The 12,656-nt window shown below is 69.4% G+C and carries 13 protein-coding genes; 3 read left to right on the top strand and 10 right to left on the bottom strand.

Going from position 1 to position 12,656, the window contains the following annotated elements; translation table 11 throughout:
• Positions 1 to 165: 165 nt before the first annotated feature.
• From ddaH to ACTJJP_RS00460, 7 genes are all read right to left on the bottom strand, one after another.
• A complete protein-coding gene (gene ddaH / locus ACTJJP_RS00490; RefSeq protein ID WP_440773109.1) occupies positions 166 to 927 on the bottom strand; it encodes a dimethylargininase in 762 nt (253 codons plus the stop codon).
• A 307-nt stretch (positions 928 to 1,234) separates the two neighbouring features.
• A complete protein-coding gene (locus ACTJJP_RS00485; protein ID WP_440773108.1) occupies positions 1,235 to 2,530 on the bottom strand; it encodes a citrate synthase in 1,296 nt (431 codons plus the stop codon).
• A gap of 276 nt (positions 2,531 to 2,806) precedes the next feature.
• Positions 2,807 to 3,910 carry a succinyldiaminopimelate transaminase gene (gene dapC / locus ACTJJP_RS00480; RefSeq protein WP_440773107.1) on the bottom strand — a complete coding sequence of 368 codons (1,104 nt, stop codon included), beginning with the start codon at positions 3,908 to 3,910 and terminating at the stop codon, positions 2,807 to 2,809.
• A gap of 3 nt (positions 3,911 to 3,913) precedes the next feature.
• Complete coding sequence (fdxA, locus tag ACTJJP_RS00475; protein ID WP_055953658.1) at positions 3,914 to 4,234, bottom strand: ferredoxin; 321 nt, start codon at positions 4,232 to 4,234, stop codon at positions 3,914 to 3,916.
• A gap of 52 nt (positions 4,235 to 4,286) precedes the next feature.
• Positions 4,287 to 4,691, bottom strand: a complete 405-nt coding sequence (locus ACTJJP_RS00470) for a histidinol dehydrogenase (RefSeq protein WP_440773663.1) — start codon at positions 4,689 to 4,691, stop codon at positions 4,287 to 4,289.
• A 99-nt stretch (positions 4,692 to 4,790) separates the two neighbouring features.
• Positions 4,791 to 5,105 carry an AzlD domain-containing protein gene (locus tag ACTJJP_RS00465; protein ID WP_440773106.1) on the bottom strand — a complete coding sequence of 105 codons (315 nt, stop codon included), beginning with the start codon at positions 5,103 to 5,105 and terminating at the stop codon, positions 4,791 to 4,793.
• Positions 5,102 to 5,830 carry an AzlC family ABC transporter permease gene (locus ACTJJP_RS00460; RefSeq protein WP_440773105.1) on the bottom strand — a complete coding sequence of 243 codons (729 nt, stop codon included), beginning with the start codon at positions 5,828 to 5,830 and terminating at the stop codon, positions 5,102 to 5,104. Before ACTJJP_RS00460 ends, ACTJJP_RS00465 begins: the two co-directional genes overlap by 4 nt.
• 65 nt (positions 5,831 to 5,895) lie before the next feature.
• On the opposite strand from ACTJJP_RS00460, the gene ACTJJP_RS00455 reads away from it, so the two are divergent.
• A complete protein-coding gene (locus ACTJJP_RS00455; RefSeq protein WP_440773104.1) occupies positions 5,896 to 6,447 on the top strand; it encodes a helix-turn-helix domain-containing protein in 552 nt (183 codons plus the stop codon).
• A 131-nt stretch (positions 6,448 to 6,578) separates the two neighbouring features.
• Positions 6,579 to 6,947 carry a DUF2200 domain-containing protein gene (locus ACTJJP_RS00450; protein WP_440773103.1) on the top strand — a complete coding sequence of 123 codons (369 nt, stop codon included), beginning with the start codon at positions 6,579 to 6,581 and terminating at the stop codon, positions 6,945 to 6,947.
• Between the two features lie 167 nt (positions 6,948 to 7,114).
• Here the strand turns inward: ACTJJP_RS00450 and typA are convergent, their stop codons facing one another.
• Both typA and ACTJJP_RS00440 read right to left on the bottom strand, forming a co-directional pair.
• The gene (gene typA / locus ACTJJP_RS00445) at positions 7,115 to 9,028 is read right to left on the bottom strand and encodes a translational GTPase TypA (RefSeq protein WP_440773102.1); all 1,914 of its coding nucleotides are present in this window, start codon (positions 9,026 to 9,028) and stop codon (positions 7,115 to 7,117) included.
• Between the two features lie 132 nt (positions 9,029 to 9,160).
• Positions 9,161 to 10,915, bottom strand: a complete 1,755-nt coding sequence (locus tag ACTJJP_RS00440) for an ABC transporter ATP-binding protein (protein WP_440773101.1) — start codon at positions 10,913 to 10,915, stop codon at positions 9,161 to 9,163.
• A gap of 62 nt (positions 10,916 to 10,977) precedes the next feature.
• Here ACTJJP_RS00440 and ACTJJP_RS00435 point away from each other — a divergent pair, with 62 nt between their 5' ends.
• A complete protein-coding gene (locus tag ACTJJP_RS00435) occupies positions 10,978 to 11,580 on the top strand; it encodes a PH domain-containing protein (protein WP_440773100.1) in 603 nt (200 codons plus the stop codon).
• A 20-nt stretch (positions 11,581 to 11,600) separates the two neighbouring features.
• On the opposite strand, the gene ACTJJP_RS00430 is transcribed toward ACTJJP_RS00435, so the two are convergent.
• A complete protein-coding gene (locus ACTJJP_RS00430) occupies positions 11,601 to 12,650 on the bottom strand; it encodes an ABC transporter permease (RefSeq protein WP_440773099.1) in 1,050 nt (349 codons plus the stop codon).
• Positions 12,651 to 12,656: the final 6 nt, after the last annotated feature.

The following is a 12,656-nucleotide window of genomic DNA, read 5'->3' as shown; positions in this document are numbered from 1 at the left end:
GAAGAAACGCCCTATCGCGGCGTTTCTTCGAGCGGGAGGCGTTTCTCGCGAGCACGACGCGCGCACGGCGAGCACGACGCGCGCACGGCGAGCACGACGCGCACACGGCGAGCACGACGCGCGCACGGCGAGCACGGCCCGCGGGTCTCTCACAGGACCCTCGCGTCAGTCGCGCAGGCGCACCGACAGACAGGTGACGCAGCCCTCGAGCTTCTCGAACTCGCTGACCTCCACCGTGATGACCTCGAGCCCGCGGGCACGATGCGCGGCGGACGTCAGCGGGGCGTCCGCCGACATCAGTACGGTGCGCTCGTCGAGCACGACCACCGCGGTACCGTGCTCCTCCGGAACGCCGGCGAAGTCGGGGAACAGAGCGGGGTCGTTGACGAGCGGCTCGAACCCGATCACGGTGCCGTCCGGCAGCGCTGTCACACCCGACTTCAGGTGCAGCACCTTCGTCACCGGGATCTCGCGCACATCCCAGCCGCGGGGTTCGACGATCTCCCGCAGCTGCGCAATACCCGCGGCGTTCGACCGCGACGATGCGCCCACGTAGACCGTGCGACCGACCTTGAGCACGTCGCCGCCATCGAGCGTCCCCGGCGGCACGATCTCGGCATGGTCGATCCCGGATGCCGTGATGGCGGCGCGCACCGTCTCGGCCTCACCCCGACGCGACTCGGCGCCGGCACGGCACAGCACGGCCAGGTCGCCGAACACGACGACGGCGTCCTCGACGAACACCCCATCCGGCTTATCATCGGCCGGTGCGATCTCGATGACATCCCACCCGCGCGTGCGGAATGTCTCGACGTATCCGTGCCACTGCGCGAGCGCCAGGTCGGCGTCGATCGGCACACGGTCGAGGTGCGTGAGCTCACCCTCGGCGAGGCGGAGCGATGGACGACGGACGAGAAGACGCGGCATGTGCCGACCCTACTGACAGCGCGACGTTCCATGTGCTCGGCCCGGCGGCATCCGCCCCTCCGCCCCTCCGCCCCGCCGGCCAGGCGGACCAGGCGGACCAGGCGACCAGGCGACCAACCGACCAACCGGCCAACCGGCCAACCGGCCAACCGGCCACCAGGCGACCAGGCGAGCATGTCCCGAAATGCACCGACCATGTCCCACTTTCGGCGAGCTGGAGACCCCTCAACCCGCACAAAGTGGGACACGGCTCGCAATGACGAAACGCCCCACCCCTCGCGAGAGGGACGGGGCGTTTCAGACGGGGTCAGACCCCGGGGTAGTTGCGCTCGGCGGCGCCGGTGTACAGCTGCTGCGGGCGACCGATCTTCGTCTGCGGGTCGGTGATGGCCTCGCGCCACTGGGCGAGCCAGCCGGGGAGGCGCCCGATGGCGAACAGCACCGTGAACATGCGCGTCGGGAAGCCCATCGCCTTGTAGATCACGCCGGTGTAGAAGTCGACGTTCGGGTAGAGGCGACGCTCCTTGAAGTAATCGTCTTCGAGGGCGATCTGCTCGAGTTCTTTCGCGAGATCGAGCAGCGGATCGCTGACGCCGAGGGCCTCGAGCACCTCGTCTGCGGCACCCTTGACGAGCTTCGCCCGCGGGTCGTAGTTCTTATAGACCCGGTGGCCGAAGCCCATGAGCTTGACGCCGTCTTCTTTGTTCTTGACCCGCTCGACGAAGCGCTCGACGCTCTCGCCGGAATCGCGGATGCGGCCGAGCATCTGCAGGACGGCCTCGTTCGCGCCGCCGTGGAGGGGACCGGAAAGGGCCTGGATGCCGGCGGAGATCGACGCGAACTGATTGGCCCCGGTCGAACCGACCAGACGCACGGTCGAGGTCGACGCGTTCTGCTCGTGGTCGGCGTGGAGCATGAGCAGAAGGTCGAGCGCCTTCGTCATGACGGGGTTGACCTCGTACAGCTCGCTGAGCACTCCGAAGTTCAGCTTGAGGAAGTTGTCGACGAACCCGAGCGAGTTGTCGGGGTACAGGAAGGCCTGCCCGATGCTCTTCTTGTGCGCGTAGGCCGCGATCACGGGGAGCTTGGCGAGCATGCGCACCGTGTTCAGCTCGACGTGCTCGGGGTTGTGCGGGTCGGACTCGGCCTCGTAGTAGGTCGACAGCGCGGCGGTCGCGGCCGACAGCACCGACATGGGGTGCGCGGTCGGGGGCAGCGACGAGAAGAAGCGCTTCAGGTCCTCGTGCAGCAGGGTGTGACGGCGGATGCGCTCGTCGAACGACGCCAGCTCGGACGCCGAGGGCAGCTCGCCGTAGATGAGCAGCCACGCCACCTCGAGGTAGGTGCTATTCTGCGCGAGCTGTTCGATGGGGTATCCGCGGTAGCGCAGGATGCCCTGATCACCGTCGATGTAGGTGATGTCCGACTTCGTCGACGCGGTGTTCACGAAGCCGTAGTCGAGGGTCGTGTGACCGGTCTGCTTGGTCAGCGACGCGATGTCGATGCTCGGCACACCGTCGGTGCCGCGCAGCACCGGGAATTCGGCGGTGGAACCCCCCACCGTGAGGGTGGCCTTGTCGTGCTGCGTACCCGCGTCGCTCACCGCGCCTCCTTGCGATTTCTGGTCGCCCGTGTGGTCGATCGCGGGTCCTGAGGCCCCCGCGTCCTGTCGACCGGTGGATGCCACGGGTGTGTCATCCGGGTCGGCACGCACACGGGTGGGTGACCCGAGCACAGTGCTTTTACAGCCTAGTAGTCACGCCGACGTACAGACGACACCGCCAAAGGATGTCCCCATCGAATGGAGGGATCCTCCTGTGCACGTCGAGCGGCGTGCACGGGCGACCCCGTACGAGAGGGTCGTGACCAGGCGCGGCGCCTACGCCCGGAGCCGCTCCGCTGCCGCCGCGATCCGCTCATCGGTGGCCGTGAGCGAGAACCGCACGTGGTTCGGGAAGTGCTCGCCGTAGAAATGCCCGGGTCCGACCAGGATGCCGAGTTCGGCCAGGCGTCCCACGCTCTCCCACGCGTCGCGCCCCTCGGTCGCCCACAGGTAGAGGCCGCCCTCGCTGCGGTCGATGGTGAAGCCGGCCGCCTCGACGGCGGGCTTGAGCACGGCGCGACGGCGGGCGTACAGCGCGCGCTGCGCGGCGACATGGGCGTCGTCGCCGAGCGCGACGGTCATCGCCCGCTGGACGGGCGCGGGGGGCATGAGTCCGAGGTGCTTGCGCCCGGTCAGCAGCCGCGCCACGAGCGCCGGGTCTCCAGCCAGGAACGCCGCGCGATACCCGGCGAGGTTCGACTGCTTGCTGAGCGAGTACACCGACAGCACGCCGGTCAGGTCGTCGCCCACGACGGACGGGTCGAGCACGCTGGGTACGCGCTCGGTGTCCCACGGCGCGTCCCACCCGAGTTCGGCGTAGCACTCGTCGGATGCCAGGACGGCACCGATCTCGCGCGCCCGCGCCACGGCATCCCGCAGTTCGCCCGTGGAGAGCACGCGTCCGTCGGGATTGCCGGGCGAGTTGATCCACACGAGCCTCGCGTGGGCGGGCCATTCGGCCGGATCGTCGGATGCCACGGGCTCGGCGCCCACGAGACGGGCACCGACCTCATAGGTGGGGTAGGCGGCACGGGGATGCACGACGGCGTCACCGGGGCCGAGGTCGAGCAGCAACGGGAGCAGCGCCACGAGCTCCTTCGAGCCGACCGTGGGCAGCACGTGGGAGGAGTCGAGGCCCGGCACTCCGCGCCGGCGGTGATACCACTCGGCGATCGCCTCGCGCAGCGCCGGTGTGCCCGCGGTCTGCGGGTACGCGTGCGCATCGGTCGCGTCGGCCAGGGCCGCGGCGACGACGGCCGGAGTGGGATCGACGGGTGAGCCGATCGACAGGTCGACGATGCCGTCAGGGTGTCGCCGAGCGCGTTCCGCGTAGGGGGCGACGGCGTCCCAGGGGTAGTCGGCGAGGTCGGCGACGCCCACGGCTCAGTGGCTCTGCGGGGGCAGCTGCGAGATGACGGGGTGATCCTTCGCGATCACGCCCACCTTCGCGGCTCCACCGGGCGAGCCGATGTCGTCGAAGAATTCGACATTGGCCTTGTAGTAGTCGGACCACTCTTCGGGAAGGTCGTCTTCGTAGTAGATGGCCTCGACGGGGCAGACCGGCTCGCACGCACCGCAGTCGACGCATTCGTCGGGGTGGATGTAGAGCGATCGCTCACCCTCATAGATGCAGTCGACGGGGCATTCGTCGATGCAGGCGCGGTCCTTGACATCGACACACGGGAGGGCGATCACGTAAGTCACCCGCTCAGTCTAATCGCGCCGGGGAACCGGGCCCCGCAGCGAGGCCGGGGACCTATGATTCGGCGGGTCGAGAGGGTGCCGGGGAGGAGGCGGCGCGCAGTCGCGAGAAGTCGGGCCACATCGCGACGAGCACCATGAGCGCCGGCCCCACGACGGTCCACACCAGCGGAACCCACTCCGTCCCGGCCGTCGGAGCAGCGACGATCGCCGAGCCCCCCGGACCCACCTGGGAGAAGAGGAAGGTGGCGGCGGTGATCCCGAGACCGCCCGCGAGGGCGTTGATCCGATCACCGGTGAGCGTGCGAAGCGCGACCAGCAGCGCGGCGCTCCCGGCAGTGGCGAGGATCAGCCCGACCGGGACGGGCCCGACGAGGAACGCCTGGCCGACCGTTCCCGCCGTGCCGTAGAACGCGCCGATCAAGAAGGCGACGGCCCACCCGATGATCCGCAGAATCATGGAACTCACCGCGTCAGTCTAGGAGCGGGCGCCCATGGTGCGGCTGACAACGGGACGGCCTCGTGAAGTCCCCCCGCTATCGAGCGGCCGTTCGCGCGGTCACGCCGCCCACCCCCACAGCCGCAGAAGCGCCGCCGTCACCGCCGCGCCGGCGACGACCACGAGGAACGGCGCTCGCGCCCACAGGAGCAGGGCCGCCAAGGCCACGGCCGGGAGCCGCGCGTCCACGATGATCGCCGGCCCCGCGGCGAGGGACTGCACCATCACGAGCGCGGCCAGAAGCGCCACGGTCAGCAGGTCGGCGACCCGTGCGGGGCGCGGCGCATCGAGCCAGTGGGCGGGAAGCAGATACCCCACCGCCTTCAGCGCGACGCAGATGACGGATGCGACGAGCACCGCGTTCCACAGGGTCACGGCATCCCCTTCTCTTCGGGCGTACCGGACGGGGCCGGAGTGGGGCGACTCGGATCGAACAGGCCTACGACGACGGCGACCGCGGCAGCGGCGATGACGGGGATGCCCGGCATGAGCCACGGCGTGAGGAGGGCCGCGACCACCGCGGCACCGGCGGCGACGGCCAATGGCTGACGCCCGCGCAGTCGTGGCCACAGCAGGGCGAGGAAGGCGGCGGCTGCGGCGGCGTCGAGGCCGTAGGTACGGGGGTCGCCCAGAACGTCGCCGAGCAGGGCGCCGATCAGCGTGGAGACGTTCCAGCCCAGCCAGATGGCGACGCCGGTGACCCAGAAGCCCGCCTGGCGAGCGCGCGGGGTGTCCTGCGACAGGCCCACGGCGACGGATTCGTCGATCGTGAATTGCGCCGCGGCCGCCTTCCGCCACGCTCCGCCGCCGACGACCGGCGCCATGCGCATCGCGTAGGCCGCGTTGCGCACCCCGAGCAGCGCCGACGAGGCGATCGCCGCCGGGGCCGCGGCAAGACCACCGGCCGCGATGACGCCGACGAAGGCGAACTGCGACCCACCGGTGAACATCAGCAGGCTGAGCACGCAGGTCTGCCAGACGTCGAGTCCGGATGCCACCGACAGCGCGCCGAACGAGATGCCGTAGGCGCTGGTCGCCAGGGCGACGGCGAGACCCTGGCGGGAGGCCGCGCCCTCGGGTGTTCGGTGGAACGAACGCATGGACATCATCGTGAACGACGACGCGGCGTTCGTCAAGTCGAACGATCGGTGAGCATAATGAACGCATGACGGATCTCGGCGACCGGATCGCGACGACCCTCCGACGCGAACGAGAACGGCGCGATCTCAGCGTCTCGGAGCTCGCCCGCCGTGCCGGCGTCGCGAAGGCGACGGTGTCGCAGCTCGAGAACGGCGGGGGCAACCCCAGCGTCGAGACCCTCTGGGCTCTGGCGTCCGCCCTCGAGGTGCCCTTCGCCGTGCTGGTCGACGAAGGGGTCCGCTCCCCCACGCTGATCCGCGCGGGAGAGGCCGCGACGGCGGTGCCCTCGTCGGCATCCGACTACCTCGCCGTCCTGCTGTCGGCGAGCCCTCCGCACGCGCGCCGCGACATCTACCTGCTCAGCGCCGAACCGGGTTCACCGCGGGTGTCCGACCCGCACCCCCGGGGCACGGTCGAACACCTCGTGATGGTCACCGGACGCGGGCGCGTGGGTCCCGCCGACGACCCGTACGACCTGTCGCCCGGCGACTACCTCTCATATCCCGGTGATGCCCCGCACGTCTTCGAGGCGCTCACGGCCGGCATGAGCGCGGTGTGCGTGGTCGAGTCGCACTGACCCGCTCTGATTCGTCGCGTGCCCAGGACACGCCGCGCACGCGGGTTCGCACACGACGTCTCTTCGAAAGCGAACCTCGCCGCCAGGCAGGGCCGGTCGACGGGGGCGGGGAGGCGGACTATCGTGCGAGCATGTCACGCATCTTCGGCGTCGCGTTCTCGGCCGTCTACCCGCTCTACCTCGCGAAAGTGGAGCACAAGGGGCGCAGCAAGGAGGAGCTGGACGCCGTGATCCGCTGGGTGACGGGCTTCGACGACGAACAGCTCGCCCGTCACGCGAGCGGGACGACGACGTTCCGCGAGTTCTTCGACGAAGCGACGCTCACCCCGCGCGCCGACCTGGTCACGGGCAGGATCTGCGGCATCCGGGTCGAGGAGATCCAGGACCCCCTCATGTACCGCATCCGGGTGCTCGACAAGGTCGTCGACGAACTGGCGAAGGGTCGGCCCCTGGCGAAGGTGCTCCGGGAGGGCGCGGGATCCCCGGCTTCCGCGGGGTGACTGTCCACGACACCCGGAGCCTCGAGAGAACATCCGGGTGTTCGGGACACTCGGCGGCCCGGCATGACCTCGCCGCGAACGGAACCCGCGCGCCGTCGCACCGCCGCGACGACGGAACGGCCCCGCCGAGCGCGAGGCTGGGCGGGGCCGTTTCTAGCGACGAACGCTTACGCGTTGGCATCCTGACGCTTCAGGCGCGAGGCACTGCGGCCGCGCGCGGTCGCGTCGAGCTCGACCTTGCGGATACGCACCTTCTCGGGCGTGACCTCGACGCATTCGTCGTCACGGGCGAACTCGAGCGACTCCTCGAGGGTGAGCAGGCGCGGGGGCGTCATCGACTCGAAGGAGTCGGAGGTCGACGAACGCATGTTCGTGAGCTTCTTCTCCTTCGTGATGTTGACGTCCATGTCGTCGGCGCGCGAGTTCTCGCCGATGACCATGCCCTCGTAGACCTCTTCGGTGGGCTGCACGAAGAAGCTCATGCGCTCCTGCAGGGCGATCATCGCGAACGGAGTCACGACGCCCATGCGGTCGGCGACGATCGAGCCGTTCTGACGCGTGGTGATCGACCCCGCCCAGTCGTCGTAGCCGTGCGAGATCGCGTTGGCGATACCGGTGCCGCGCGTGATCGTGAGGAACTCGCTGCGGAAACCGATGAGGCCGCGCGAGGGGACGACGAACTCCATACGCACCCAGCCGGTGCCGTGGTTGGTCATGTTGTCCATGCGGCCCTTGCGGGCGGCCATGAGCTGCGTGATCGCACCGAGGTGCTCCTCGGGGGCGTCGATCGTGAGGTGCTCGAAGGGCTCCTTGAGCTTGCCGTCTTCGCCGCGCTTGGTGACCACCTGGGGCTTGCCGACGGTGAGCTCGAAGCCCTCGCGACGCATGTTCTCGACGAGGATCGCGAGGGCCAGCTCGCCACGGCCCTGCACCTCCCACGCGTCCGGGCGTCCGATGTCGACGACCTTGAGCGAGACGTTGCCGATGAGCTCGCGGTCGAGGCGGTCCTTCACCATGCGTGCGGTGAGCTTGTGGCCCTTCACCTTGCCCATGAGCGGCGAGGTGTTGGTGCCGATCGTCATCGAGATGGCGGGGTCGTCGACGGTGATCGCCTTGAGCGGGCGCACGTCTTCGGGGTCGGCGATGGTCTCGCCGATCGTGATGTCGGGGAAACCGGCGATGGCGACGATGTCGCCGGGGCCGGCGTCTTCTGCCGGGTAGCGCTCGAGGGCGCGGGTCTTGAGCAGCTCGGTGATACGGGCGTTGCTGGTGGTGCCGTCGGCACGCACCCAGGCCACGGTCTGGCCCTTCTTCAGCGTGCCGTTGAACACGCGCAGCAGCGCGAGGCGACCGAGGAACGGGCTCGAGTCGAGGTTGGTGACCCACGCCTGCAGCGGCGCCTCGTCGTCGAAGGACGGGGCGGGCACGTGTTCGAGGATCGCGCCGAACAGCGGCTCGAGGTCGTCGTTGTCGGGCAGAGAACCGTTGTCGGGACGGTTGAGCGACGCAGCACCCGCACGACCCGAGGCGTAGACCACCGGCACGTCGAGCAGGGCGTCGACGTCGAGGTCGGGCACGTCGTCGACGAGGTCGGACGCCAGGCCCAGCAGAAGGTCGTGCGCCTCCTCCTCGACCTCGGCGATGCGCGCGTCGGGACGGTCGGTCTTGTTGACCAGCAGGATGACGGGGAGCTTGGCCTCGAGGGCCTTGCGCAGCACGAAGCGGGTCTGGGGCAGCGGGCCCTCGGACGCGTCGACGAGCAGCACGACGCCGTCGACCATCGACAGGCCGCGCTCGACCTCGCCGCCGAAGTCGGCGTGGCCGGGGGTGTCGATGACGTTGATCGTCACCGGCACGTCGGTGTGGGCACCGTTGTACGTGATCGCCGTGTTCTTGGCGAGGATCGTGATGCCCTTCTCGCGCTCGAGGTCGTTCGAGTCCATCGCGCGCTCCTCGACGTGCGCGTGGTCACCGAACGAGCCGGTCTGGCGGAGCATGGCATCGACGAGGGTCGTCTTGCCGTGGTCGACGTGCGCGACGATCGCGACGTTGCGGAGGTCAGGACGAAGGGCGTGCGCCATGGAGGGTCTCCAGGAAAATTCGGGGTGGCGCCCGGAATCGGGCCTTCGCAGTCTACCGGGCGGTCGCGTCGGAGGCTGGCAGGCAGCACAGAGGGGCGGAATCCGCGCGGACCCCGCCCCTCCCGTGCGTCCTCAGGATGCCGGTGTGTTCTTCAGCAGCTCGTGGCGCAGCTCGCGGCGAGCGGCCTGGACCTCGACGTCGGGAACGGGGATCGCGGCGATGAGGCGCTGGGTGTAGGGCTCCTTCGGCGCGCGGAGGATCTCGTCGCGCGTGCCCTGTTCCGCGATCTTGCCGCGGTTGAGCACGACGATGCGGTCGGCCATGGCGTCCACCACGGCCAGGTCGTGACTGATGAACAGGCACGCGAAGCGGTGCTCCTTCTGCAACTCGCTCAGCAGTTCGAGCACGCGAGCCTGCACCGACACGTCGAGGGCGCTGGTCGGTTCGTCGGCCACGAGCAGACGCGGCTGCAGCGACAGGGCGCGGGCGATGCCGACACGCTGCTTCTGTCCACCCGAGAGCTCGTGCGGGTAGCGGTTGCGGTAGCTCTTAGGCAGGCGCACCTCGTCGAGGAGCTTCTCGACCCGGGCATCGAGGGCCGCGCCCTTCGCCTCGCCGGCCAGCAACAGCGGCTCGCCGATGGATTCGCCGATCGGCAGACGCGGGTTGAGCGACGACGACGGGTCTTGGAACACGATGCCCACCCGGCGCCGCAGCGACTTGATGAGCTTGCGCGATCCACTCGAGATGTCCACACCGTCGACCACCAGCCGACCGTCGGCGATGGGCTGCAGGCCGATCGCGGCGCGTCCGATGGTGGACTTGCCCGAGCCCGACTCCCCGACGAGACCGACGATCTCGCCCTCCGCGATGCCGAGCGTGACATCGTCGACGGCACGGAACGCCGCGACACGGCCCTTCTTGCCGTACTCGATCGAGACGTTGTCGAGCTGCAGGACCGGGTGCGCGATCTCCGGGGCGGCGGCCGCGAGGGCCAGCGCCTCCGTGCGGGCGGGCCCCTCTGCGACGGCAGCGGCCAGAGCCTCGACGAGGTCGACCGAGGACTCGCCCTCCAGCGTCTCGCCCAGACGGGGCACGGAGGCCAGCAACTCCTTGGTGTACGCATCCTGCGGCGACCCGAGCACCTGGGCGGCGGGTCCTTGCTCGACGATGTCGCCCGACTTCATCACGACGATCCAGTCGGCGAGGTCAGCCACCACGCCCATGTCGTGCGTGATCAGGAGGACGGCGGAGTCGAGACGGTCGCGCAGATCGCGGATCAGGTCGAGGATCTCCGCCTGCACCGTCACATCGAGCGCGGTGGTCGGCTCGTCGGCGATCAGCAGAGCGGGCTCGAGGCTGATGGACTGGGCGATCATCGCGCGCTGACGCTGTCCACCGGAGAGCTGGTGCGGGTAGGACGCGAACGCCTTCGCCGGATCGGGCAGTCCCACCATCTCGAGGAGTTCGAGCGCCCGCGCCTTCGCCTGCGTCGGGGCGATGGGGGTGTGGGCGCGCAGCGCCTCGATGATCTGCGAACCGACGGTGAGCACCGGGTTCAGGGCCGTCATCGGCTCCTGGAAGATCGCCGCGACCTCAGGACCGCGGAGCTGTCGCATCTGAGCGGTCGACAAGCCGGTCACCTCGCGACCGTTCACCTTGATGCTGCCGGTGACGCGGCTGTTGCGCGGAAGCAGGTCGAGCACGGCCATCGAGCTGACGCTCTTGCCGGAACCGGACTCGCCCACCACCGCGACGACCTGGCCGCGAGCGATCGAGTAGGTCAGATGCTTCGCCGCGGGGACCCACACGTCGTCGACGGCGAAGTCGACGCTGACATCGGTCATCTCCAGGGCGGGGATGCCGGACTTCTCGGTCGTGCTCATGAGATTGTCCTCTCGTTCCCGCCGAGCGGGAGGGAGTGATCGGGGAATGAAAGAATCGAGGGATGCCACGCCAGACGTTCCGTTCGACGTTCACCCGGGTCTTGTGCGGGATCGTGTGGGCGATCATCGCCGTCGTGGCGATCGGACTGCTCGTGACCCCTGCCGCCACGGACGCCCCTGCTCTGGTCGTCGTGGGCGCGCTGGGAGCGGCGGCGCTGGTGGCTGGCATCCTGTGGTCGCCCTCGGTATCGGTCGACGACGAGGGAGTCCAGGTCGACAACATCGCTCTGCGCTACCGCGTGCCGTGGTCCGCGCTCGTGCACGTCGACACCCGCTATGCTCTGCAGCTGCACACCCCTCACCGTCGCATCAGCGTCACCGCCGCACCGTCGCCCGGAGCCGCCGGCTCGCTGCGCGCCGCCCGAGCTCATCGCCGGAGCGAGAGTGCGTCCACGCCGCAGGTGCGCCCCGGCGACCTTCCGAACACCGATTCCGGGCGCGCGGCCGAGATGGTGCGCACCCGCTGGTACGCGCTCCGCGACGCCGGTCGCATCGAGGCGGGCAAGGCGGAAATGACCCCCGTCGCCGTCACCGCTCGTGTCGACAACGTAGTGCTGCTCGTGCTCGGCGCGGTCGGTGTCATCGCGGCGGTCGCACTCGCGTGACGCCCACGCGGAGACGGTCGTCATGACGACGGTGTCTCCGGGTGCACCCGCGCCTGCGTGCTCGCGGGAGCCGTGACGGACGAACCGGCCTGCTCCTTGGTGCGACGCAGAGAGAAGCGCTTCTGACGCGGGTCGAAGGCGTCGCGCAGTCCGTCGCCGACGAAGTTGACGAGCACGGCGAGCAACACGATGAAGACGGCCGGCCACCAGAACAGCCAGGGGCGGGTCGAGAACGCCGACTGATTGTCGGAGATGATCAGACCCAGCGACACATCGGGCGCGCGCACACCGAGCTGCAGGTAGCTCAGCGCGGTCTCGAGGAGGATCGCCGAGGCCGCGAGCAGCGTCGCCGCCACGATCACGACGCCGATGGCGTTGGGCAGGATGTGCTTGAAGATGATCCGGGCGTCGCTGGCTCCGGCCACGCGCGCGGCCTCCACGAACTCGCGCTCGCGAAGCGAGAGGAACTCGGCACGCACCAGGCGCGCGATCGTCGTCCACGAGATCATGGCGAGGAAGAACGCCAGCGGGACGACGCCCAGACCGCCCGTGGCGCGACCGACGACGGCACCGATGACGATGATCGGGATGACGATGAAGACGTCGGTGATGCGCATGAGCACGGCGTCCACCCACCCGCGGTAGTACCCCGCGAGGGCTCCGATCACGGTGCCGACGGTGGTGCCGACGACGCTGATCACCAGCATGACCAGGATCGAGTTCTGGATGCCACGCATCGTCATGGCGAAGTAGTCGATGCCGATCCGGTCCTGCCCGAACGGGTGGTCGCCCCACACGAAGGGGAACACCGACAGGGTCGGTGCCCCGCTGTTGTTCTGCGGGTTCAGCGTCGTGAAGTCGTACTTCCACCACCCGGGGATCGGGCCGAGGCCGATCGCCGACACGGAGAAGACGGCCAGCAGGAGGAACAGGACGCCGGAGACGACGGCGATCTTGTTCGCAAGGAAACGCCGCAGGACGAGTCGTCCCTGACTCACGCCGACGGTGTTGCGTTCGTCTGCGGGAGCCGGAGCATCCACGTTCGCGGGCTCGGGGAGCATCTGGGTCATGCGGAG

It is taken from the genome of Microbacterium sp. 22296 (assembly GCF_052045385.1).
In the GTDB taxonomy this organism is placed as follows: Bacteria; Actinomycetota; Actinomycetes; order Actinomycetales; family Microbacteriaceae; genus Microbacterium.
This window is presented reverse-complemented; position numbering and strand designations above follow the sequence as displayed.